The 24904-nt window shown below is 38.7% G+C and carries 22 protein-coding genes and 1 other annotated feature; of the genes, 2 read left to right on the top strand and 20 right to left on the bottom strand.

Annotated elements, in window-relative coordinates:
• Positions 1–6 precede the first annotated feature (6 nt).
• From RG571_RS05780 to RG571_RS05745, 8 genes are read right to left on the bottom strand one after another with little or no spacing between them, the layout of a single operon-like run.
• Complete coding sequence (locus tag RG571_RS05780) at positions 7–1383, bottom strand: V-type ATP synthase subunit B (protein WP_002292842.1); 1377 nt, start codon at positions 1381–1383, stop codon at positions 7–9.
• Entirely contained in the window at positions 1376–3157 is a 1782-nt protein-coding gene (locus tag RG571_RS05775) for a V-type ATP synthase subunit A (RefSeq protein WP_002339001.1), read from the bottom strand. The genes RG571_RS05780 and RG571_RS05775 overlap by 8 nt, the downstream gene beginning before the upstream one ends.
• Before the next feature lie 21 nt (positions 3158–3178).
• Positions 3179–3490: a V-type ATP synthase subunit F gene (locus RG571_RS05770; RefSeq protein ID WP_002292844.1), complete on the bottom strand. Its 312-nt coding sequence runs from the start codon at positions 3488–3490 to the stop codon at positions 3179–3181.
• Entirely contained in the window at positions 3480–4466 is a 987-nt protein-coding gene (locus tag RG571_RS05765) for a V-type ATPase subunit (RefSeq protein WP_002338502.1), read from the bottom strand. Before RG571_RS05765 ends, RG571_RS05770 begins: the two co-directional genes overlap by 11 nt.
• 14 nt (positions 4467–4480) lie before the next feature.
• On the bottom strand, positions 4481–5065 hold the full coding sequence (locus tag RG571_RS05760) for a V-type proton ATPase subunit E (RefSeq protein WP_258430330.1): 585 nt from the start codon (positions 5063–5065) through the stop codon (positions 4481–4483).
• Positions 5066–5085: 20 nt separating this feature from the next.
• On the bottom strand, positions 5086–5556 hold the full coding sequence (locus tag RG571_RS05755; RefSeq protein WP_002292848.1) for a V-type ATP synthase subunit K: 471 nt from the start codon (positions 5554–5556) through the stop codon (positions 5086–5088).
• 18 nt (positions 5557–5574) lie between these two features.
• Complete coding sequence (locus RG571_RS05750; RefSeq protein ID WP_002318568.1) at positions 5575–7578, bottom strand: V-type ATP synthase subunit I; 2004 nt, start codon at positions 7576–7578, stop codon at positions 5575–5577.
• Positions 7565–7897, bottom strand: coding sequence for a hypothetical protein (locus tag RG571_RS05745; protein ID WP_002349065.1), 333 nt, complete (start codon positions 7895–7897; stop codon positions 7565–7567). The genes RG571_RS05750 and RG571_RS05745 overlap by 14 nt, the downstream gene beginning before the upstream one ends.
• A gap of 99 nt (positions 7898–7996) precedes the next feature.
• Positions 7997–8044 (bottom strand) — a sequence feature (sodium ion sensor (DUF1646 type); this cis-regulatory element may regulate processes involved in with the transportation of sodium ions).
• A 189-nt stretch (positions 8045–8233) separates the two neighbouring features.
• On the opposite strand from RG571_RS05745, the gene RG571_RS05740 reads away from it, so the two are divergent.
• Positions 8234–8953, top strand: a complete 720-nt coding sequence (locus RG571_RS05740) for a gamma-glutamyl-gamma-aminobutyrate hydrolase family protein (RefSeq protein WP_002300438.1) — start codon at positions 8234–8236, stop codon at positions 8951–8953.
• Between the two features lie 451 nt (positions 8954–9404).
• Here RG571_RS05740 and RG571_RS05735 read toward each other — a convergent pair whose 3' ends face one another.
• From RG571_RS05735 to zapA, 8 genes are all read right to left on the bottom strand, one after another.
• Positions 9405–11303: a fructose-1,6-bisphosphatase gene (locus RG571_RS05735; protein WP_002327748.1), complete on the bottom strand. Its 1899-nt coding sequence runs from the start codon at positions 11301–11303 to the stop codon at positions 9405–9407.
• Positions 11304–11463: 160 nt separating this feature from the next.
• Complete coding sequence (locus tag RG571_RS05730; RefSeq protein ID WP_002339005.1) at positions 11464–12726, bottom strand: ABC transporter permease; 1263 nt, start codon at positions 12724–12726, stop codon at positions 11464–11466.
• Positions 12719–13618 carry an ABC transporter ATP-binding protein gene (locus RG571_RS05725; RefSeq protein WP_002295091.1) on the bottom strand — a complete coding sequence of 300 codons (900 nt, stop codon included), beginning with the start codon at positions 13616–13618 and terminating at the stop codon, positions 12719–12721. Before RG571_RS05725 ends, RG571_RS05730 begins: the two co-directional genes overlap by 8 nt.
• A 144-nt stretch (positions 13619–13762) precedes the next feature.
• The gene (gene uvrC / locus RG571_RS05720) at positions 13763–15541 is read right to left on the bottom strand and encodes an excinuclease ABC subunit UvrC (protein WP_002317903.1); all 1779 of its coding nucleotides are present in this window, start codon (positions 15539–15541) and stop codon (positions 13763–13765) included.
• A 181-nt stretch (positions 15542–15722) separates the two neighbouring features.
• Positions 15723–16037 carry a thioredoxin gene (gene trxA / locus RG571_RS05715; RefSeq protein WP_002290803.1) on the bottom strand — a complete coding sequence of 105 codons (315 nt, stop codon included), beginning with the start codon at positions 16035–16037 and terminating at the stop codon, positions 15723–15725.
• A gap of 86 nt (positions 16038–16123) precedes the next feature.
• Positions 16124–18484 carry an endonuclease MutS2 gene (locus RG571_RS05710; RefSeq protein WP_308947535.1) on the bottom strand — a complete coding sequence of 787 codons (2361 nt, stop codon included), beginning with the start codon at positions 18482–18484 and terminating at the stop codon, positions 16124–16126.
• A 114-nt stretch (positions 18485–18598) separates the two neighbouring features.
• Positions 18599–19147, bottom strand: a complete 549-nt coding sequence (locus tag RG571_RS05705; protein WP_002295088.1) for a CvpA family protein — start codon at positions 19145–19147, stop codon at positions 18599–18601.
• 57 nt (positions 19148–19204) lie between these two features.
• Positions 19205–19642: a cell division protein ZapA gene (gene zapA / locus RG571_RS05700; RefSeq protein WP_002295087.1), complete on the bottom strand. Its 438-nt coding sequence runs from the start codon at positions 19640–19642 to the stop codon at positions 19205–19207.
• A 201-nt stretch (positions 19643–19843) separates the two neighbouring features.
• On the opposite strand from zapA, the gene rnhC reads away from it, so the two are divergent.
• Positions 19844–20761, top strand: coding sequence for a ribonuclease HIII (gene rnhC, locus RG571_RS05695; RefSeq protein WP_002317905.1), 918 nt, complete (start codon positions 19844–19846; stop codon positions 20759–20761).
• 377 nt (positions 20762–21138) lie between these two features.
• Here the strand turns inward: rnhC and RG571_RS05690 are convergent, their stop codons facing one another.
• From RG571_RS05690 to RG571_RS05675, 4 genes are all read right to left on the bottom strand, one after another.
• The gene (locus RG571_RS05690) at positions 21139–22050 is read right to left on the bottom strand and encodes an N-acetylmuramoyl-L-alanine amidase (protein WP_002295084.1); all 912 of its coding nucleotides are present in this window, start codon (positions 22048–22050) and stop codon (positions 21139–21141) included.
• 401 nt (positions 22051–22451) lie between these two features.
• Positions 22452–23030, bottom strand: a complete 579-nt coding sequence (locus tag RG571_RS05685) for a TetR/AcrR family transcriptional regulator (protein WP_002306167.1) — start codon at positions 23028–23030, stop codon at positions 22452–22454.
• A 19-nt stretch (positions 23031–23049) separates the two neighbouring features.
• Positions 23050–23718 carry an ABC transporter ATP-binding protein gene (locus RG571_RS05680; RefSeq protein ID WP_258430332.1) on the bottom strand — a complete coding sequence of 223 codons (669 nt, stop codon included), beginning with the start codon at positions 23716–23718 and terminating at the stop codon, positions 23050–23052.
• A 14-nt stretch (positions 23719–23732) separates the two neighbouring features.
• On the bottom strand, positions 23733–24803 hold the full coding sequence (locus tag RG571_RS05675; RefSeq protein ID WP_202765157.1) for an ABC transporter permease: 1071 nt from the start codon (positions 24801–24803) through the stop codon (positions 23733–23735).
• Between the last annotated feature and the right edge of the window lie 101 nt (positions 24804–24904).

The following is a 24904-nucleotide window of genomic DNA, read 5'->3' as shown; positions in this document are numbered from 1 at the left end:
CAGAACTCACTTCCCTTCTGGCAGATATTTGTCCAGCATGTCGTCTTTGATTCGTTTTAATTCGGTTCTTGGCAACATCGATAGCAGTTCCCACCCTAGATCAAGTGTTTCAGTAATCGAACGGTTCGTGTAGAATCCTTGATTGACATATTCTTTTTCAAACCGCTCAGCAAACTTCGCATAGATCTTGTCTACATCAGATAAAGCAGATTCACCTAAAACTACGGCTAATTCTTTTGCCTGTTTTCCTTGTGCATAGGCTGCAAAAAGCTGATTCATCGTAGCTGCATGGTCTTCTCTTGTCTTTCCGGGTCCAGTTCCCTTATCTTTTAACCGCGAAAGAGACGGGAGTACATCAATTGGTGGCTGAATCCCACTCTTGTAAAGCTCTCTAGTCAAGATGATCTGTCCTTCTGTAATATAACCAGTCAAGTCAGGGATTGGATGAGTTTTATCGTCTTCTGGCATTGTTAGAATCGGAATTTGAGTAACCGATCCTTTTAGTCCGCGGATTCTTCCTGCTCGTTCGAATAAAGTAGCTAAGTTCGTGTAAAGATACCCAGGATATCCTCTTCTTCCTGGAACTTCTCGCCGTGCTGCAGAAATCTCTCGCAATGCCTCTGCATAGTTGGTCATGTCTGTCATGATAACCAAAACATGCATTCCCTTTTCATAAGCAAGATATTCTGCAGCAGTCAAAGCCATACGAGGAGTAGCGATACGTTCGATTGCAGGGTCGTTTGCTAAATTCATAAACATGACAGAACGGTCGATTGCGCCCGTTTGACGAAAATCTTCCATGAAAAATTCAGCTTCTTCAAAAGTGATTCCAATAGCAGCAAAGACTACGGCGAAATCATCTGATGAATCGAGTACCGTTGCTTGTCGCGCGATCTGAGCAGCTAATTCTTTATGAGGAAGACCAGAGCCAGAAAATACTGGTAATTTTTGCCCACGAACTAATGTATTCAAATGATCGATTGCAGAGATACCTGTTTGGATAAACTCATCTGGATAATCCCGAGCTACTGGATTGATTACTTCTCCGTTAATATCCAAATGCTTTTCAGGCAGGATCTCTGGTCCGTTATCTTTCGGTCGTCCCAAACCATCGAATACTCGACCGATCATGTCTTCCGATACACCTAGTTCTAAAGGATGGCCTAAAAATCGTACAGAAGAGTCACGTAAATTGATACCACTTGTTCCTTCGAATATTTGGACCATTGCTTTATCTTCTTGGACTTCCAATACTTGTCCACGACGAATCTCGCCATTTTGCATACGGACTTCGATTAATTCTTCATATTTGACACCAGCAACTTTTTCAACCGCCATCAATGGACCGACGACTTCACCGATCGTACGATATTCTTTAATCATTGCTCATGCCTCCTTCTGAAACGATCGTTTGCATCGTTTGCTTGATTTCACCAATAATTTGATCTAGTTTTTCTAATTCTGTTTCCGGGATATATTTGCTTCGTCCGATCCTTTCACGAATCGATACGGTACCGTCCATGATCTCACTTAAATAAGCACCTAACGACAACGCACGGCGTCCTTCTTCACCAAAGGTCAAGATCATCTTCAACATTTTGAACTGTTTCTCTCTTGAGGTGAATGTATCGACATCATCGAAAGCATTTTGCTGCAAATAATCTTCACGAATGGATTTTGCCACTTCTAATGTCAGACGGTCATTATCTGAAAGGGAATCAATCCCTACCAAACGCACGATTTCATTAAGCTGCTGTTCTTCCTGCAAAATACGCATGCCCTCGGTGACCATGGTTGCCCAGTCAGCTTGAAGGATATGATCCATATACTTCCCTACTTCTGTTGAATAAAGAGAATAGCTTTGTATCCAATCGATCGAAGGAAAATGTCTTTTTTGGGCTAAACTGGAATCAAGACCCCAGAATACTTTTACGACCCGCAATGTATTTTGTGTGACTGGTTCCGAAATATCCCCTCCAGACGGCGATACAGCACTGATTGCGGTTATACTTCCTTCGCGACCTTCTGATCCTAATGCAATGACTCTTCCAGATCGTTCATAGTATTCCGCAAGCCGTGAACCAAGATAAGCTGGATAACCTTCATCACCAGGCATTTCTTCCAAACGTCCGCTCATCTCACGAAGTGCTTCTGCCCATCGTGAAGTGGAGTCTGCCATGATAGCAACGTCATAACCCATGTCACGGAAATATTCCGCAATTGTGATTCCCGTATAGATAGAAGCTTCTCGAGCTGCTACTGGCATGTTTGATGTATTAGCAATCAATACCGTACGTTCCATCAACGATTCTCCTGTATTAGGGTCAATCAATTCAGGGAATTCATTTAAAACATCCGTCATCTCATTTCCACGCTCGCCACATCCCACATAGACAACCATGTCCACATCGGCCCATTTTGCAATTTGATGCTGAACGACTGTTTTCCCTGCACCAAAAGGACCAGGTACAGCTGCTGCTCCTCCCTTTGTCACTGGGAAGAATGTATCAATCACTCGCTGTCCAGTGATCATGGGTGCATCCGGGTTTAATTTTTCTTTGATTGGCCGACTACGTCTTACTGGCCATTTTTGAAGCATCGTCAAATTTTTGTCACCATTTTCGGTTTCAATGACACATACTGTTTCATCAATAGTGAATGAACCTTTTTCGATTGTTTTGATCGTACCTTTTATCCCATTTTGCACCATGATTTTATGTTTTATAACTTTTGTTTCTTCTACGATCCCGATAACATCTCCAGCACTCACCGTTTCTCCGGCTTCTACTGTTGGTTCGAACCACCATTTTTTCTCATGGTCCAATGCGGGCAATTGAACTCCGCGCCCTAAGAAATTACTTTGTGTGATTTCCATAAAGGTATCTAATGGCCGTTGGATTCCGTCAAACATTTGTGAAATGATCCCTGGTCCTAATTCAACAGATAAAGCTTCACCAGTAGAGCGAACCGGTTCGCCTGGACCAATTCCAGAAGTCTCTTCATATACTTGAATAGACGCCACATCGCCACGCATCTCGATGATTTCTCCGATAACTCCTAGATCTCCCACTAGACACATGTCTTGGATACTGGCATCAGACATGTTCTCAGCCATTACAAGAGGTCCGGAGACTTTTATGATTTTTCCAATTTGCAAAATTTCTATCTCCTTTTCATACTATAAGATATTTTGACCTACTGCTTTTTCTACGTTTTTTTGAATTTCTTCCAGCCCTATTCCTAATGATCCTTGATGATTGGGAATCAATACGATAGCAGGTATCATTTGTTCCTTGTAACGTTCGATCGTTTCTGGGCTCAATGCTGCACATTGCTCTGTGACATAAATCACGCCATACTCATTCTTTGCCATTTCTTCAATTGCCTGACGAACGGTTTGCTTGGTTGTACCATAACGAACATCAAAGCCAAACAATTTGAATGGCAAAACAGAATCTTTGTCGCCAACTACACCAATCTTATGCGTCATAGACTTGTCTCACCCGCTTTCTGATTGTTTCTGATTCGAAATGGCTTCTTTTGCCGATAACCAGTAAACGAAGGTTTTTGCTTTCTACCTCTTTTGCGTTCAAAAAGGCTAGTAGTGGCAGTGGTCCGAAAGCCTGGGTTTGTGCTTCTTGATACAATGAACTTAGATAATCATCTTTCAACTGTTCAAGCTTTACGAGATCAATATTTCCCTCACGGATGACAGGGCGCAGAAAATCAGCATAATCTGTCTCTAATAGAAAATTCGTGTAATCTTCCATATCTTTATCTACAAAGTTCAAAAATACTTCTTTTTCGATACTTCCCGAGCTGGAAAGTACCGTCGTCATGAACCCATATGTTCTTTTCTGCAATATTCCTCGAGCCATCGTTGTGATATTGGTCAAGTCAATAAAAGCAATGACTTCTGTCAGCAATTCTTGATATCCTAGCTTATCGGCAAGCCGTCGCTGCTCTGTCAAAAACTGTCGATCATAAATCACGTCAATTCCCTGAAGAATGGTAGACTCTTCAAAATAATCACGTACTTCTCGTATACTGTCCATAATGCTTTCAGGAAGTTCATTTGAAACTTGCGTATGAATGGCATCCTTCAAGGTTTCTAATGAATAAAATCCATCGTCGATATACAAATGGTCCAGATTTTGATTTGTCATCTCAGCTTTTGTCAAAACCTTCAGATTATGGAAAGTATAACGCATCGTATAGATCCAAACGATTTCAGGCTCCGGTGCTGATTCCTTTAACCAGCGAAATAGACGGCTCTGCTCCTTTAAAAGATTCTGTTCGAAGTCATATTCATATCCGTCATAAATATATGGATTGTAAATCGTGGATTTCAATATTTCACCAAGTGCTTCGACAGAATTTGTTTGAATCATCCGTTCAAATGTCTCATTGGACAAAAGTTCAAGCTCTCTTCCGCGAATCAAGGGATTTAGTTCGTGGTATTCCATACACTGATCCCTCCTTATTCGAATAATTGATTGGCAATCTCAAAACTCATCGTTCCTTGGATATCTTGTACAAGGCTGCTGAAAAGAAAATTATACTGAACTCCTTGATCGTTTATCAGAAAACCCGCTTGATCAGCAACAGTTTCATCACTTAAAACCATCATAAAGGGAAGTTCATTGTTCCATTCATCCAACAACGTCTGAGAAAGATAGGCTGCTGATTTTTCTCCAGCAAAGAATGCTACTTTTCCTGTCAAAGGTAATGAATACAATGCATTTTTGATAAACTGGATTTGTTCATATTCATCCCAATTTTCCATTTCAGTTACCGCATCTGCAAACAATCGTCTTAAAAATTCCTGCTTCGCATTCAAATTTTCTTGTCGTACTTCTACTTGCTGGCGATTCCTTAGCTGACGGTATTTTTTTTCGAGTAATTCGATTTGTTTTTCTTTTTGTTTTTGATGTTCTGTTTCAACTTGCGTACGTTTTTGTTCAAAGTTTTGATCGATCTTCATTCGCTCTTCTTGTTCTAACGCCGCTCTTTCCTGCTCTGCTGCTTCGTTCATCTGAGAGATGATTTTTTCAATGGCGTTCATCTGCTTTTCCTCCTTTATGCTTAGGCATTCAACACTAATAGGAAGGAAATAACGAAACCTAAAATCGCGTATGTTTCAACCATCGCAGCAAAAATGATTCCTTTTGTAGCATGTTCAGGTTTTTTCGCTAAAATTTGAATACCTGCTGCTGCGACTTTTCCTTGGGCAATACCTGAAAACAAGCCTGTAAAAGCAATCGGCAGAGAAGCGCCTAGAAAGTTCAGTCCTTGTACAACTGACATATCATTTCCTAAGTTGATAAAAATCAAAAAGGCAATAACGAATCCATACAAACCTTGCGTACCTGGAAGCAATTGCAGAATCAGAGCCTGCCCGAATTTTTCGGGTTGACTTGTTGTCAATGCTGCTGCTGCCTCACCTGTCATTCCAACACCTTTAGCTGAACCGATCCCTGAAAAAATCGTCGCTGTTGCCATCGCTAATACCGCAAATACCATTCCACCATTTTGACTAATTAAGTAATCCATCATTATATAAAAATCCTCCAATTATTTATTGTTTTTTTTCTTGTGATTGATGTTGACGTATTTTTCCGCCGTTTTCAGCGGATCAAAGGCACGTCCGCCTCCTGTATAAAACTTCCCAAAAAATTCGACATACTGCAATCGTGCGCCATGGACATAGGCACTTAGCAGTGTCAAAAACATATTCAGTGCGTGTAAAGCGATGATCAAAAGGATCCCTACACTGAATCGAGCAGCTGGCGGCATGAAAGCAACTAGCATATTGAATGCCGCTCCAATACTTCCGCCTGAAATACCCAATGCCATCAAACGTGTATAACTGACTAAATCACCGATATAGCCGGTCAGTCCGTAAAGATTATACGCACCTTTGGCAGCACCTTTGACTTTAGACGGCGTTTGGATAATCGGAACGATCAAGATACATAAGGCAGCAATGATCGATAGCCCAGCGCCAAGGTAAACAAATGCTGTATTTTTTATCAACATGGCACCAACCAACGCAATAACGATCCCAATTAGGATCCCTTGCCAGGCAAATCCATCACTGACAGCACTCAAGTAATCTTTTCTCCTGATATTTTCCTTTGCTGCCACAAATAATCCAACCAAAATCTGTATCAGACCGAAAATCACGGATAAAATCAAAATCGTATTGACGTCATCCGTCGTAGATAGGATTGGGAAAGGCAAGCGGATGCCAAACAGTTCTTTTGGTAATGCCTGTCCGAAAAATGAACTGTAGATCAATCCCCAGATGATCGATGGTATCGAGAGAATCTCAAAGAATTTTACGAAACGTTTCATCCCGCGTGGTAGAACAAGTAGTTTTTGAGCTAGTATTGTCCCAATGAGCATCAGCAATCCGTAACCAACATCTGCGACCATCATCCCGAAGAAGACAAGATAAAATGGTGTCATCCAAGGTGTTGGATCTACTTCTTCATATTTTGGCAGACTGTACATTTCAGTCAGCAATTCAAAAGGTTCGACAAGCGGATGGTTTTTCAATTTAGTAGGGACTTCCTGCTGAATCTCTTCTGAGTTTGGTGTTTCGAAACTGACGTATATATCTTCTTCTGATACGGTTTCGTTTAACACATGCAGCAAATTCTGTTTTTCTTCTGCATCTACCCAACCTTGCAAAACGATCAGATAAGTCGCATGGATAAACCGTTCTTTTATTTTTTCTCGTTCTGCAACGGCAAGTGTGACTTCTTCTACCCATTCAAATTCTTGGATATAGCCACTGCACTGACCTAACGCTGTCGTTATCTTCTTTTGCTGCTCGTGAACAATGGATAATTGCTGCTTGGTCTCTTGCAGTTTTTCTTTAGGATTTTGTTCATAAGGATACGTTTCTTTATTGAACCCGTATTTCCCAGCAATTTCTTCTATAACAGCAACTGATTTTTTTAAAGCAACATACGAAAGATAAACTTGTTTTGGCGTATAATCTATTTCTTCCATATAAACGTCATCAAGCTTACTCAGTTCTTCCTTGAAACTTTCAAAATTTGCTGCACTCACAGTCCCCATCTCAAAAATGGTCGTCTTACTTGCATACATACTTGGAGCAATATCCAGCTGTTGCCAATGAAGAAGCCATTCTTCCTCTTCTTCTAAACGATCACGTTCTTCAGTTAGTTGTTCCCACTTTTCTTTTAAATCAAGGACTTCTTTCAATTTATTTATGAAATTTTCTTCGGAATAATTGGCTTCCAAATCTTGTAAGGAAAGTTCTTGACGTTTCAAATGGAGTTTCTTTTGACGGCTATCGCCGTGGTGTTGTATGAATTGGATAGCTTCTTGGATGTCTTTCAACCGATTACCTAAAGCGCTTAATTTTGCTTCTTTATCAATAATCGTGGTATCTGGAAAATACTTCTCCACCCACTGGTTGTTTGTTCTATTTTGATACAGATCCCGGATTTCAACGTTTTGGATTCCTTGTACTGCTTGTAAAATCCTCTCCTGATTTCTTTTATCTGAAATGAGGGTCACTTTTTCCATCTTAGTGACGGCCATAAGTTTCTTTCACCCTTTCAATGATCGCACCGATCGCTTGACTCTGATGCTTTTGATATTGATCTTTCAAAGTTGCTTGCACCTTGTCTGCTTCTGCTTTCAATTTCATTTTTTCTTTTTCTAATTCTTGTATTTCGAATTGTTCTTTTTCTTCCACCAACTGTTTTAGTTGTTGTCGATAGTTTGTTTGGATCGTTTCCAATTCCTGCTCTTTTTCTGTTGCATAGATCTTCAGCTGCTGCCGCAGTGTTTGAGCACGCTTTTCATTTTCTTCTTCTGCTTTTCGGATTTGTTCCAAAGCTTCTAACACTTGCTTCACTTCCTTTCGATTTAAAAAAGAGGTACATGCTTTCTTTTTTCATTGAAAGTATGTACCTCTAAAGATAACTTAGTATAGGCAGGCCCCTTCAATAAAATGTCCTTCTCACCCCTTGAAGAACTAGATCCTTGAAGCTTACGCCCAACCTTTTTATTTCTGCTTACTTTTTATTATAACAAATTAAGCAATATTTTCAACTATCGTCATGAATTTCACACGAAATTTCTCTTTACAGATAGTAACACAGCAAGAACAGATAAGTATAGGGGCAAGTCTTACATAGTTTAATTTTTTTTAAATCCTTGTTACAATAAGTCTACTTTAGGGGGAATACAAATGAAACCAATCATCGGCATTGCCGGAAATCAACTGATTCGAGCAACAGATACTTTCCAAGGAAATCAAGTGAGCTATACACCGCAAGGATTCGTGGATGCAGTTTTAGATGCTCAAGGATTGCCTCTTATTCTGCCAGTCATGTCTCCAGATTCAGCTCCTCAACTGATTGGACAAATCGACAAACTTATTCTTGCAGGTGGTCAAGATGTCAGTCCACAACTTTACATGGAAGATCCTCATCCAAAGCTAACGGAAACAAATATTCAACGAGACCAATTTGAACAGGCACTGATCTTGGAAGCATTGAAACAAAGAAAACCAATTTTTGCAGTCTGCCGGGGACTCCAACTATTGAATGTCGTTTTGGAAGGTACACTTTATCAAGATCTTTCATTATATCCAAAGTGGTCAGTAAAACATGAACAACAGCCCACTGCCCCGCAATTTACGACTCACGAAGTCAAGATTGTTTCAGACAGTTTATTAAGCAACCTTCTCCCCGATCCATATTTTGTGAATTCTTACCATCATCAGGCAGTCAAAGATCTTTCACCTTTATTAAAAGCCATCGCTTTTTCTAACGATGGACTCGTTGAAGCGGTTCAAAGCAAAGATGATATGCATAAAATCCTCGGTGTTCAATGGCATCCGGAACTTACCCACCGTGTACATCCATCTGAACAGCGCTTATTCGATTTCTTTGTGAATGAATTTTAATAGACTTTCTGAGGGGTTGTGAAAAAGCTGTTTAGTTTCGAGTATTAAGAAAAATTTTGTGAAAATGGCTTTTCACATTTTTGCATAAACTTGGCTTAATACCGAGAAACTGGCTTTTGAACACCGTTTAAGGAAGAGGTTGTGAAATCAGTGCCTTGACCTAAGTATTAGAGAAACAAAACGGAAAAATAGCTTCTCATATTTTACCGTTTTTTGAGCTAATATCGAGGGTCAGCTGATTGAACACCGTTTATACCAAGAGGTCGTGAGCCTGCCGTTCAACTCTGAGTCACAAGGAGCAATTTCAAAAAACAGCTTCTCATGTTTGTTTGATATTATGACTTGTGACCGAGGAGTTGGCAGAAGAACACCGTTTATCTGGAAAAAGAGACTGCAACACGACTTTTGTCTCAGTCTCCAGTCTATGGAACAATGTTCACTGGAATTCTTCTCAATCGTCCTTTCGATAGTCCAACAGCCTTTTGAGCTGGGTAATCTGCTGTTGCAGTTCCATACCTTTTGTTGTATCACGATTGAGTTTGCGTGGTAGTTGCTGTTCGATTACTTTTTTCACATTTGTTTGGTCGGATTTTTTTGCAAATTGTTGTTCAATAGGCAAAAACGGATAATGTGTCACGATTTGGAAACCATAAGAATTGCATAATAGTGAATAACCGGCAATTCCTGTCGTTTTTTGATAAGCTTTGGATAAACCTCCGTCAATGACAAATACTTTTCCATTTGCTTTGATCGGTGACTCCCCTTTTTTTACTTTTACTGGCGTGTGCCCATTAATGATTGCTGACCCTTCTTCTTTTGTGTCGAATTCTGCTAAAATTTTTTCACTGAACCACTCTTCATCTCGCAAGTGATAATAAGGATTGCTTTTCTCGATGTGCGTATGAGGCTCTGTGAGAAAATAACGTTCAAAAGTCGCCATTTTACTCTTACCGAATAAAGGCGAAAATGGCCCACTCCACGCATACCAAATCAAATCGGTTGCTAAATCTTCTTTTGCAGTCAGATCTTTTGCGCTTTCAGTTATCTGTTTTTCAAAAAAGCCCAGCAGTTCTTTTCCGCGATAAGATTCGTCTAATTCAAATGCTAAGAGCTGTCCCTTCTCGTCTACAGGTATACAGCCATGAAACAGCACATGCTGATTGTTCGTGAGATACATTCCCCCTTTTTCGATCAAAAACGTCATATGTTTTTGCATTCTCAAAGAGTGCTGGAATGAATACATCAAACTATCAATCACTTTTTGTTCCTCTTCCAAGAATTTTTTTGGATCATCTGGCTGGATCGTTTGAAAACAAGTTCCTTTCAACTCATAGAGCTGACCTTCTAAATCAACCGTTGATGCTTCATAGTCGATTTTTTCCAGCAATTTACGATCGTCCATTTTAAATTCAGGTCGACGATCCAATAACTGATGTTCTGATTTGAATTGAAGGATAGAAAGTGCCTGATGGATCTTTTCTAATTCTTCTTGCTCTCTTTCGGATAGATCTTTACTGTTTTTAGGCGCAAATACTGGATTCTTCTGATAAGTTTGATGAGCAAAAGAAAACAATGGACGTAAATTCAACCCATATTCTTTCTCTAATTCAAATAAATAATTATAGCGTGCTGCAATCCGTAAAAGTGTCAGTAAACATGCCTCAGAGCCGCAATACGCACCAATCCACAAAATATCATGATTTCCCCATTGGATATCTACAGAAGAAAAATCCATGATTCGATCCATCACTTTTGCTGCTTGAGTTCCTCGGTCAAAAATATCTCCAACGATATGCAAATGATCGATGACAGATTTTTGGATCGTCTGTGCAAGTTTCGTTAAAAATTTTTCTTCTTCCTTCATCAAAACAAGTTGTTCAATGATTTTTTTTACATAGTCTTTTTTTCCATTGATACGGTCATCGATATACAAGAGTTCCTCAATGATATAGCTATATTCTTTCGGCAATCCTTTTCGAACTTTTGACCGGGTATATTTGACTGTCGTAAACCGTAAAAGATCGATCAAATGATGGATCAGCTGCGATTTATCTTGTTCTTTGTACCAATCAGTCGTTAATGCATATTCTGGATAAGCCGTAAAAATAGTGAATTGGCTGATATCCGTTTCCGTCATTTGTTCAGAAAAAAGGTCTTTGATCTTTTCTTTAAGATTTCCTGAACCGATACGCAGAATATGATCAAAAGCAGGAAATTCGCCATGTATATCACTCAAAAATAACTCTGTTCCTTTTGGAAGCTGCAAAATTGCTTCGAGATTGATGATTTCCGTGATGACATCTTCCGTTGAGGGGAATTTTTCTGAAAGTAAATCTAAATAACGGTCCATTAAAACGCCTCCAAAAATTGGTATACTCAATATTATAAAGTTGTTATACACTATTTTCAATGAATATATATCCAATATAGTAAAATAAATAAAATAGGTCTATACAAAAAGAAGCTGGGAACAATAGATGTCCAGCTTCCTTCTGTATTTTAGGATTGTTTTATGCTTTTTTTCGTTCATTCCTCATAATTGAAATCGATTGTTTTAATGAACTCCATAATCCGCCTTCGCTATAAACGAGTACATTCGATTTGTACATGTTTGCAGACAAGATCATCAATAAGAATGTTACGGCTACAAGTACCAACAAGGAAATCAATGCTCCACCCATACCGACTGTCTCATTTGCTAAGCGAACCGGCATAATATATGAAGATAAGAATGGAATATACGAAGTGATCCGAATAACGATATTGTTTGGATCTGAAGCTCCTAGTATCAATCCAAGCATATATCCGCCTAGAGATAGATAAGTCACTGGCAAAATTGCTTTTGCTGTATCTTCTGCTTTGTTGACCAAAGAGCCACATAAAGCTGCTAAAACAGAAAAAATCAAAATGCCAAAGATCATGAATAGAAGAGAATACCACAAGAATGGTCCAATCAAGTTATCCAATGAGATACCGTCTAATATATTTTTGACCATTTCCATATCTTTGAATTGACTGTATCCTATACCAAAAATAATACCGTATAATGCCATTTGCGTTAATGCAACAAGTAAAACACCTGTTAGTTTTCCGTAAAAATGCTTTTGTGCAGTCGTACTGGACAGGATCACTTCCATGATCCGCGTGCCTTTTTCAGAAGCGATCTCTTGTGCAATGATCTGCGCATACGTCAAAATAATAATGAACAAGACAATCGTTGCTACATAACTTACGACATATTGGACTGTCGAGTTATCTTCTCCGACTGTCATTTTTCCTTTTGAATCAAAATTGACTTTTTGTCGAGTCAAACTTGCTTGTTGGCTCAAGCTAGCTACTTCTTCTGGTGAAATGCCTAATTGACTTGCTCGAAGCATCGATTGCAAGCCAGTCAGTTGTTGTTGTATCAGTAGTTGTGTACTTTGTCCTAATGAATTTTCGCTATAAAGCATCCCATTTATCTTATCATTCTCAGTTGAGACTACTAAATACGCATCGATTTTTTCTTCCGAAAGCTCTTTTTGTGCTTTTTCTTCAGAATCAACTGCTTTGAACTCAAAATCATCTGTTTTGACTTGGCTCATTTGCTGACTGATTTGCTCACTATCAGCCAATACGCCGATTTTATTGACATCACTATTTTGTTGAGCAAAGTTTCCTGCTACATAAATGATACCCAGCATGATAAAAGGGACTAATATCATGATCAAGAAAGAAATCGACTTAACATTTTTTAAATAGACATCTTTGGTAATAATCCAAAACTTACGCATCGATTTCACCTGCTTTCAATTTGAAAATCTCTTCCAAAGTTGGCGGTTGCTGGTTAAACATAGGAATGTAGCCGAACTGAGTCGCACGAGTAAAGATTTCTTTCCCAGCTTCAGGATCTTCTAAGGTAATCTCTAACGTATTGTCTTCATGAAGGATCACTTTTTTCACGCCTTCGATTTCTTCTACTTCCTGTTGGCTTAAACCAGATTCCAAGAATAACTTCGTACGGCCAAATGATTCACGAATCTCATGTACTTTTCCATTCAAAACCATTTTTCCGTTTCGCAACATGATCAAATGATCGCAGATTTTTTCTACATTATCCATATTGTGGCTAGAAAAAATGACACATGAACCATGTTTTTTCAATTCCAATATTCCATCTTTTAGCAATTCAGCATTTACCGGATCTAACCCGCTGAATGGCTCATCCAAAATGATCAATTTAGGTTCATGGATTAACGTGGCGATCAGCTGGACTTTTTGCTGATTTCCTTTAGACAAAGATTTTACTTTATCCGTCTTTTTCCCTTTTACCTGAAATTTTTCCATCCAAAAATCGATTTTTGGTTCAATCTCTTTTCTTGATTTCCCTCTAAGTTCTGCAAAATAAAGCAGTTGGTCTTGAATCGTTACTTTCGGATAAAGTCCCCGTTCCTCCGGAAGATAACCGATGACATCATAATCTTTCTCCCCAAGATGATGGCCATTCCATAACACTTCTCCTTGGTCTTGTGTCAAAAAATCCAAGATCAAACGAAAAGTCGTTGTCTTCCCAGCCCCGTTTTGGCCAATTAGCCCCATGATTTTTCCATCGGGGATTTGGAAAGAGACATGATCGACAGCTGTGTAGTTCCCAAAAGTTTTAACAAGATCCTTTACTTCTAACATTTCTTCACTCCTTCTTCAAGAAATCACATATATCCTTAGACACCAGACGTAAGCGATTTATTATTTACCAACAAAACGTAAACGCTCTTTTTGTTGTACATAAAATGATAGGACACTTTACTTTCTTTGTAAAGTGCCCTTTCCTCATTCCTGATGTAATTTATCAAATACGTTTTGTGCGACATTTTTCGGCAGTCCGATTTCTTGTAATTCTTCTGTCGTGGCTGCTGTGATATTTTTCAACGATTTGAACTCTTTAAGCAGCATTTTTTTTCGTTTTGGTCCTAACCCTTCAATTTCATCTAATCGGGAAGCAAAACTGTTTTTACTGCGTAGCTGCCGATGGAAAGTGATTGCGAATCGATGGACTTCATCTTGGATTCGCTGGAGTAAGAAAAACTCTGGTGAATTTCGCTCAAGCGGTACTACAGCCAAATCTGTACCGAATAGCAACTCATTTGTTTTATGTTTATCGTTTTTTGCCATGCCAGCAATAGGAATATCGATTCCTAATTGATTTTCTAAGACATCTTTTGCCACATCTACTTGTCCTTTTCCTCCATCGATCAAGATCAAATCAGGTAAAGGCAACCCTTCGCGAATCACTCGTGAATATCTGCGATAGATGACTTCTCTCATTGATGCATAATCATCCGGTCCGTTGACTGTTTTTATTTTATATTTCCGATATTCTTTTCTTGCCGGTTTTCCATCAATGAATACGACCATCGCAGCCACAGGATTCGTCCCCATGATATTAGAGTTATCAAAAGACTCGATACGTATTGGGGTCGGGATATTCATCGCGTTTCCTAAACGTTCAACTGCTCCGATCGTCCGTTCCTGTTTTCTGGCAATCAGATCAAACCGTTCATTCAAAGCAACTGAGGCATTCTTATTCGCCAATTCAACTAATTTTTTCTTTTCTCCTCGTTTTGGTTGCAGCACTTTCGTAGCTAACAAAGCTTCTACACTGGGCTTGTCGATCGTATCAGGAATCAAGACTTCTTTAGGAATGAAATGCTCATTTTCCTGATAAAACTGACCGAGGTAAGTCAAGAAATCTTCTTCTGCTTCGTTATAGAAAGGAAACATTGAAACATCTCGTTCAATTAGCTTTCCTTGTCTTACGAAAAACACTTGGACACACATCCATCCTTTGTCAATCGCATAACCAAATACATCTCGATCCAGTAAATCAGTATTTGTCATTTTTTGGCGAGTCATGATTGTCTCAATGGCACGGATCTGGTCTCGGTATTCTGCAGCTTTTTCAAACTCCATGTTTTCAGCAGCTTTTTCCATTTTCTGATGGATCTCTGACTCGATTTTTTCGTGTCCTCCGTTTAAAAAGTTTTTCACTTCATCAACGATTTTCGCATAGACTTTCGGATCTACGTCGAAATAATAAGGACACAGACATTGTCCCAAATGATAGTAAAGACAAGGCTCCTTCGTCTGACTAGGTTTGCATTTTCTCAGAGGAAATAATCGATCGAGGATCTTCTTTGTCTCATTCGCCGCACCGACATCGGGATATGGTCCAAAATACAGTGCTTTGTCTTTTAGTACCTTACGAGTAATCACCAAACGGGGATATTTTTCATTCGTTATCTTAAGGAAAGGATAGGTTTTATCATCCTTTAACATAATGTTGTATTTAGGATCATTTTTCTTTATCAGATTGATCTCTAAGAGCAATGCTTCGATATTCGATTCTGTAACGATGTATTCAAAGTCTTCGATTTCACTAACAAGCCGTTCCGTTTTCGTATTATGGCTGCCAGTAAAATATGAGCGGACACGATTTTTTAATATTTTGGCTTTGCCGACATAAATGATCGTTCCATTTTTATCTTTCATCAAGTAACAGCCGGGCTGATCAGGAAGTAAAGCTAATTTGTTTTTGATTCGTTCGTTCATCTGGTACTCCCCTTCATATTCAATTAAAGTTATTATAGCATGTCTGTCAAAAAAACAATCCAGCCTGACAACGTAATTATACTCAAAAAATATTAATTTGAATAACCTTAACTCAACCGCAAAAAAACCGAGGACGGAACTGGATTCAGTCCCACCCTCAGCTTATTTTTGCTGTAAGTTTTTATAAATATTGATCGATCATTTGACGTAGTTGTTCTTTTGAATGAACACCAACAGCTTTTTCTACTACTTGACCATCTTTTTTCAACATTAATGTTGGAATGCTCATGATACCGAATTGTTGAGGAGTTTCTGGATTTTCATCCACATCCATTTTAGCAATTCTGAATTCTTCTTCATCATATTCTTGTTCCAACTGATCCAAAATCGGTGCTTGCATACGACACGGACCACACCAAGTTGCCCAAAAATCAATCAATACAAGTCCTTTATCTGTTTCTTCATTAAATGTCTTATCTGTAATTACTTGTGACATATCAAAGACCTCCATTTTTAAAATCTATGACTAGTATAGCATTTCTATACTTGGATAGCGAACCATCTGCTTACCTTTAGTAAGCTTTACTTAAATTTAACAATTGTCGCACCATTTCCGCCTTGGTTTGCCGGTGCAAACTCAAAGCTTTTGACGCTCCGATGGTTTTTAAGATAATCAGTAATTCCCTTGCGAAGTGCGCCTGTTCCTTTTCCGTGGACAATAGTCACTTGAGGATAACCAGCTAGAATGGCAGAATCCAAATATTGATCTACCTCACTTAGCGCTTCTTCGTATCGTTTTCCTCGAAGGTCCAATTGATTCGGCACGTGACTACTAGATTCAGATCGTACAGCATGGATAACTCGTTGTGTCGGCTCTTTTTGAGGAGCAACAGGCGTCAGCTCGTCTTCGGACACATTCATTTTTAATATACCGATTTCTACTTGCCACTGATTCCCGTTTTTACGTAAAAGCGTCCCTCTTTGGCCGTAAGTCGTAACCAACACTTCGTCTCCCGGTTTCAACGTTTTTTGTTCTTTCGCCTTCTTCAATACTTTATTTTTCTTCAAAGTTTCTTCTTGATGTAGATTTGCTAATTGGGTCTTTGCATCGATCAACTGATGCTCTTTCACATTTCCTTGCCCAATCTGCTGTTGCATTTTACGAATATCAGCAATGATTTTTTCTGCTTTTTCTTCCGCCTCTGACACGACTTCGTTTGCTTTTTTCTTTGCTTTTTCCATTTCTTTTTCACGTTCTTCAAAGAAATAGCTGTAAGCTTCTTTCAAATCATCGTGAAGTTCTTGTGCCTCAGAAACAAAATGACGCATTTCCAGATATTCGGTCTCTGCCATTTTCCGGCGATTCTCTAAATCTGTGATCATTTCGTTTAAATCTTGGCTCTCATCATTCATCAACTGCTTCGCTTCATCAATAACTTCTGTATCAAGACCTAATCGGCTAGAGATTTCAAACGCATTGCTTCGTCCAGGAACGCCAATCAGCAAACGATACGTTGGACTTAATGTATCCACATCAAACTCCATGCTGGCATTAATCGTATTTGAACGATTGTATCCATAAACTTTCAATTCAGGATAATGCGTTGTTGCCATCACATAGGCAGACTTTTTACCAAGATCATCTAAGATTGCGATTGCTAGAGCAGTACCTTCTTGCGGATCTGTTCCTGCACCGAGCTCGTCAAACAATACCAGACTTTTTTCATTGACTTTTGATAAAATATCTACAGTGTTCGTCATATGAGAAGAAAAGGTCGATAGACTTTGCTCAATCGACTGTTCGTCTCCTATATCTGCAAATACTTCCTCAAAAATACCGATTTGACTTTCTTCACCTGCAGGAATCGGTAATCCTGCTTGCCCCATCAGTTGTAACAGACCTAAAGTCTTCAACGTGATCGTTTTCCCACCTGTGTTAGGTCCTGTAATGACGATGGCTTGATAGTCTTTTCCGATTGTGATGTCATTAGAAACTACTTTTTCCTGATCGATCAGTGGATGTCTTGCTTGTTTCAAGACGACATGATTGTCTTCACTGATTCCCGGCACGATGGCTTTTACTTCTTTACCAAATCGTGCTTTTGCATTCATCAGATCCATTTTACCAATCACATAAGCATTGTGGATGATTTCTTGACGATGGGGAACAAGTTCAGCAGAAAGTTCACTTAAAATACGTTGAATCTCATTTCGTTCAGCGATTTGGTATTGACGCAAACGATTATTCAAATCCACCACTTGTTTTGGTTCAATAAATAAAGTCTGTCCTGAAGCACTTTGATCGTGGACTACACCGCCAAATACACCGCGGTATTCTTGTTTGACTGGGATAACGTAGCGGTCATTTCGCATGGTGATGATCGCATCACTTAAATACTTTGCATTTTTCCCACGGACGATCCCATCTAACTGTTCACGAACAGCTTGTTCACTTCGCCGAATGTTCTGTCTTATGCTCTTTAACTCAGGAGAAGCGTCATCAGTCACGCGTCCGTCTTCATCGATTGCTTCCTTTAAACGGCGGCTCAAAACAGGGATCGTGACTAACTGATCTGCCCACATATACAAACGTGCAAATTCGATTTCACTGTCAGAAAGATCATTAATGAAACGATTCAATTCGCTTGTCGTAGACAATACTCTGGAAACTTGTGCAAGCTCCACTCCATTCAAGTCTGCTCCGATCTCAATCCGTTTCATATGGGGACGGATATTTTCAAGTTTAGGTATAGGGATCCCGCCTCGCAGACGTTGCACTTTCAATCCATCCTCAGTTTCTTGAAGCCAGTTTGTGATCGTTTGTTTCTCACTCACTGGTACCAATTCTGCCAGTTCTTCTTTTCCTTGTGCAGTCACTACAAATTGTCTGACCATCTGTTTGACTTTTTCAAATTCCAATGTTTCAAGGATTCGGTTATTCATTTTATCACCTTATCTTTCACTATGAAAAAAGAGCTGTGCCGGACATACGCTACGCAGCCTTCTTAAATAAACTACTCTGTACAAAAAACGAAATATTTTCCAGCACTATTTTCCTTAATTCAAAATATTCGTTACCCAAAGCTCATACATCTTGTTGGTAAGAAATGGCGTTCTCTCAACGATAAAACGAGCGAAACTATGCTCGCCGAATTGATTTTGGACCACATCTAATGGAACAAAGGCAAGTAACTGCAAAATCAAAAATATAGTAACGTAAGCCATGATTAGTGACAGGATGCCTCCTGCAATCCAGTCTACCTGTCTCAAGATCGGCACATACGTCAATCCATGGACAAAAACCCCCACAAATCGGGTAAGCAGCCAGCCAATTAGCAAAATAATCAGAAAAGCAGTTCCTGCATAAAAAGCTTCATCTAGATGAAAGGCAAATACCTGATCAAAAAATGCTAACTTTGATGTTGGGGTGACAGCTGGGTATGGAATGTATAATTCCAAATGACTTGCTAATGGTTTGTAAAAATGCTGGGCAGCAATAAATGACAATACATATCCAATCGCGAATATGATTTGCAAAGCAAACCCGCGACGTGCTCCAGAAAAAAACGCAATTAGCAATAAAAATAAAATCAGCAAACTCAGCATGCTACGTTCCTTTCTCTTCTAACTTTTTTAAATTTTTCTTATTTTGATAAAAGGATCTTAATTAGAAGATTTTTGTTTAATTTGTCCTTTTCGTTTCTCGTTTAAAATCTGTTGTGCTTCCACATGATTTTTAATGGTATGATCTGCTTGACCATTTTCTTTCAATACTTCCCGAGCTTCGTTCTCGATTGCTTCAATGCGTTTCACACGATTTTCAAGCTCTGTAAATTTGATCATTTTTTTCTTTAATTCTGCTGTTTCTTCTTCCAGCTCCAAGATTCTTTCTTGTTTCTTCAATTGATCCGAAAGCGCATTGACAGCCATCAAGATTGCTGCTTGTTCATTATCCATTTGTGGTGATAATTGTTTCAATTCTGCTAACTGTTCATTGATCAGCTTCGTTACGATATCCATATGATGCTTGGTTTCCCGTCCGATAATAGTATATGTTTGGTTGGCAATCACTGCTTTGTAGCGTGTTTTTTCGTGCGCCATACGAATCATTTCCTCCTATTTGATGAAAGTTTTATTTAGTGTACCATGAAGTTGGTTCTTTCACCGTTCTCCACAAATATTTTTCACATACTTAACTATTATATGATAAACTTTAAAAAAATGCTATGTCTCGCAATCTCTTAGAAAACGAAAAGTCGTGAGTTGCGGTATAGTTTTATGTATAAAAACGAGGAGAATTTTATGAGCAACGTCATTATCAAAGCAACAAACGACCAACTTAGTCAAATGAAAGCATACTATCGCTCTTATTTGTTAAATAAACAGATTCCTTATACTAGCTTTGCTGCAAAAAAAGACGGGACGACCATTACCGCTTATACATCCGGAAAAGTGATGTTTCAAGGTGCGAATGCAGCAATAGAAGCTGATAAATGGGGGGGGGCACAGGATAAACAAGCCAAGCCAGCAAAAACAGCCTCTTCTTTGCCAAAAAATATCAGTCAATTATCCGTTTTAGGTAGTGATGAGGTCGGAAATGGCAGCTATTTCGGTCCGCTAACAGTATGTGCTGCTTATGTGAAACGTGATCAGCTTGCAGAATTACGTAAACTTGGTGTTAGAGATTCAAAAGAGTTAAAAGATAGCCAAATCATCCAGCTTGCTGACATCTTAAAAAAAACCATCCCCTATAAACTGCTTGTCTTATCTCCAGAAAAATACAATGAGATCCAGCCAAAATACAATGCCGTTCGGATGAAAGTCGCTTTGCACAATCAAGCGATCCATCTATTGTTAAAAAAAATCGCACCAGAAAAACCAGAAGCGATTTTGATCGATCAGTTTACGCCAGAAGCAAATTTTAAAAAATATGCGCGTTTAGAAAAAAATCAATTACAAGAAAAACTGTACTTCGTTACTAAAGGAGAACAATATCATTTAGCTGTTGCTGCTGCTTCTATCATCAGTCGTGCCAGCTTTTTGGAAGAGTTAGACAAAGCATCAGCTGAATCTGGAATCACCCTTCCGTCAGGAGCTGGAACGAAATCTGACCAAGTAGCGGCAAAACTATTGGAGAAAGGCGGCATGCCTATGCTTGAAAAATATGCCAAACTTCATTTTGCCAATACAGAAAAAGCTTTGAAGCTACTAAAAAAATAATGGAACTGTGACAAAAGTCATGTCACAGTCCCTTGTTCCGAATAAACGGTGTTCAATCATCTGATCCTCGGTATTAGCTCAAAAAACGGCAAAATATGAGGAACTATTTTTCCGTTTGTTTCTCTAATACTCAGAACAAAACGTTGATTTCACAACCTTTTTCTTAAACGGTGTTCTCATGCCAACTCCTCGGTCACAAGTCACAATAGTCATCAAACATGAGAAGCTGTTTTTTGAAATTGCTCCTTGTGACGCGGAGTTAAACGGCAGGCTCACAACCTCTTCCTTAAACGGTGTTCAAAAGCTTGCATCTGCGATAATAAGCCCGGCCAAACGAAAAATATGAAGAGCTATTTTTGTTTGGCTGGGCTTATTTATTACTGAAAATAAGTGGTCAATGCTTGTGTCAAACTTGCAGCAATCTGCTGCTGATAACTGTCTGTTACTAATTCCTTTAAATCACTATCATTATTCATATAACCCATCTCGATTAAAATAGAAGGTTGAAGATTTTCTCGAAGAACTTGATAGTTCCCAGTGGAGATTCCTCTTGAATCCAGAGGCAGATCAGTGAAGGAGTCAGCAATTGTCTGTGCTAATGTTTCCTCTTGTCCATAGTAATAATATGTCGTGATTCCAGTTGCTTCATTCGCATATTCCGTAGAGTCTGCGTGTAAACTGATAAAGACATCTGCCTTTTTTTCTTCACTGTAGTCGCATATATCTCCAAGCTGTACTAATTCATCTGTAGTATGGGTCAAATAAACCGTTGCTCCAGCATCCTCTAGCGCCTTTTTTACTTTTATGGCTGTACTTAATGTTATATCTTTTTCTTCTGTTTGTTCATCATTGCTTAATGCCCCAGTATCATTTCCGCCATGCCCAGGATCTAATACAATCACTGCATCAGATAGCTCTTCCGGTTTTGTTTGTATATTCTTTGTGACTTTGGTTCCATCTTCGAGGGCTAAATATCCAGTATAGCCATCATTTGTCTTGATCTGATAAGCATTTTTTGTTTCAGAAAGAAACTCCGCCAGCTCTCCGCCGTTTATAGTTGCAAGTGGGGTAGTTAGCGAGTCATCTGTATATAGTGTACGGTCATTTTTTCCGATTTTGATTAATGTCTCTTGTTCTGTGTCATCAAATGATTCCTTTGTCTTTGTAACCGTACTGTTCGTACTGCTGACCGTTTGTCCAACTATCTTTTTTTGACCAAAAACATCTATTTGAAAACAGATAATAATGATAATGATTGCAAATACAAAAGCTCCAATTATTTTTTTCATTCTTGACTCTCACCTCGTAGATCCAGACTAAGGGTCAAAACTTAAAATCAGCTTAAGTACGCAAAAAAGGGGCTGTAAAAGATATAACCGTAGAAAATAATATTACTGCTAAAATGATTTTTTTCATTTTTGGCATATCCTGAAATCTCCTTTGACTATTCGTGGTGATTCATCTACCCAATAAATAGTTTCCTTCATTCTACAAACAATTAATTTCTTCGTTATTAAATTAAAACACTTCCTGGAACACCGACATAATAAATAAAAATATACCCTGATAATCATGAGAGAATAACAAATTTGTATTTATGAAAAACTACCTATGTAAAAGAAACAAGATATAACGATCTTCGTCATATCTTGCTTCTTCATCTAACTATTTTTCTCCCTATATAACAGCTTTACGCTTCTCCTAATACACCATTCAAATATAAATCGATCAATTGCGCCACATTTAGCGGTTCTTCCACAGGTCTTTTCGACCGAGTGATGTAAGGTGCTAACACTAAGAAAAAATGCCTTGCTGCGATTTCTTTTGAAATCCCATTTCTTAGCACAGATTGGTTTGCTGAAAAGATTTCTTCAAAAGGTTCACGATAATTTTTCTTCCATAGAAAGAAAAGATGATCTCTTGTTTCCTTTGAAAGATTGCTTTCAAGATCGTGAAGCATCAGAAACAAATCGACCAGATGTGTCTCAATCAAAAACTGCGCCATTTTTGTCAAGGTCACTTGAAATCCCGTTTCGCTTGTTTGAACGATTTCTCTCAAAGCTTTTCCAACATCTTTTAAGTGGTTTTCTAAAACTGCCGTATATAGTTTTTCTTTATCACCGAAATAATGATAGAGATTGGGCTGGGTGATCCCAACTTTTTGTGCGATCTCTCTTGTTGAAGTGCCGAGATATCCCTTGGACATAAACAAGTCAGTCGCTTCTTTCAAAATTTTTTGCTGTGTATCTTTGTTGTATCGATGGATCATTTTTCCACCTGCTTTTTGGTTATTCTTTTTCTTTCAATACACCATCTTCCATCATAAATATTCTATCGCATTTGTCAATCAGCCGTGTATCGTGAGTAACCATGATCGTTGCTTTATTTTTGTCTTTTGATTCTTTTGTCAAGATATCGACTACTTCTCGTGCCTTTTCTGAATCCAAACTAGCAGTTGGTTCATCTGCTAGAATAATGGACGGATCATTGTACAATGCACGAGCGATTGCGACCCTTTGCCGTTCTCCACCAGATAGTTCTTCTGGATACTTGTTGATCAACTTATCCACGCCAAGCTGCTCAAATAATTCGTTTGCTTCTTTTTGACGATGTTCATGTTTGATCTTATCTACTAATAATAACTGCTTTTTTACTGTCAGAAAAGGAACCAGATTGGAAGCTTGCAAAATAAAGCCAATTTCTTTAAAACGTAGTTTAACGCGTTCACTTTCTTTTTGATTACTGAATTCTTGATCATTGATAAATACAGAGCCACTGCTAGGCGTCTGCAATCCGCCTGCCAAAGTCAAAAAAGTACTTTTACCTGAACCAGAAGGACCGATGATTGCAACAAATTCCCCTTTATCGATACTCATGGTTGTTTCTTTCAATGCTTTAACTACTTGGTCGCCATCTTGGAAACTTTTTTCTACTTCTTTAAATTCTATTGCTTTCATGCTCTTCCTCCTTCTTATCCAATTGCCTTCAACGGATCGATTTTTACGATTGTCCGAACAGAAAATAGTGCGCCTAACACAGCTACTACTAACATCAACAAGCTAATGACGCCAAAAAACAGCCAATTGCTTTGGAATGGAACCGCATCAGGTAGAACAAGGGATGTTCCCACTGTTCCTAATAGACCAAGAAGAATACCAACAAATGATAAAATGAATGTTTGTGCCACTACAGAACGCGCAATAAATCCTCCTGTGATCCCTTGTGCTTTCATTACACCAAAGATATTAATCTTTTGCATCGTCAGTACATAAATGAAAATCCCGATCACAATAGCCGCAATAACGATCATAAATCCGATCATAAATCCAAAAGTCAATACTTGCGCATTATATCCAGGTAATTCATTGATGAATTTAGAAATTTTGATCTGTTCTAAATCTTCAGGTAAATTACTGATTTTACCTCTGACAACTATTGCGTTAATCCGTGCATTTTCACTTGTATCTTCTTTTTCGAAGCGGATCTCTTGGTAAGCATTGATGGTTGTATAGAGAACTGGTGAGACATTGAATTTGGCATGATCCGTAAAGCCAGTTAGTTTAAACGTCTTGTCACTACCAGATAACTTAACTGTATCTCCTACGGCTAGACCATATTCTTCTTTCAAACTAATATCGCCTACTGCCTCATCATCGTTATCAAAAGCTTTTCCTTCAACAAGATTGGGCATGATGAATTGATTTTTATCGATACCGAAGAAGCTAACATTGATTTTTCCTTCTTCTGTACTGTCTTTACTAGTCACGACTCCAGGTGTCTGGGCAAGATACGCCACTTTCCCACCTTCGACTTCTTCTGCTATCTTCTTAGTAATCATGGACATCCCTAGATTTGAATTTGCATCTTTCGAAAGCACAATCGAATCTGCCTCCCACTTGTCGACTGCTGTTCGATTATCTTGAGCTAAGCCATAAGCTAACCCAGTCAAAAAAAATACCAGGTAGGCGATCAAAAACATCACCCCTGCAACTAACGCATAACGTAACTTTGAATGCATAATTTCATTTAATGCTAAAAACATTTAACTCCTCCTCCTGAAATAATCATTTTATACAACAATTTTATCACTTGATAAATTTTTGGCGAATATTATGCTCAAAAAATTCTTCCGCTATTTCATTA

Origin of the sequence: Enterococcus sp. FR204, from assembly GCF_031143325.1 — a bacterium.
GTDB classification, from domain to species: domain Bacteria; phylum Bacillota; class Bacilli; order Lactobacillales; family Enterococcaceae; genus Enterococcus_B; species Enterococcus_B faecium.
The sequence above is the reverse complement of the archived record's forward strand: the minus strand, read 5'-3'. Positions and strand labels throughout refer to the sequence as shown.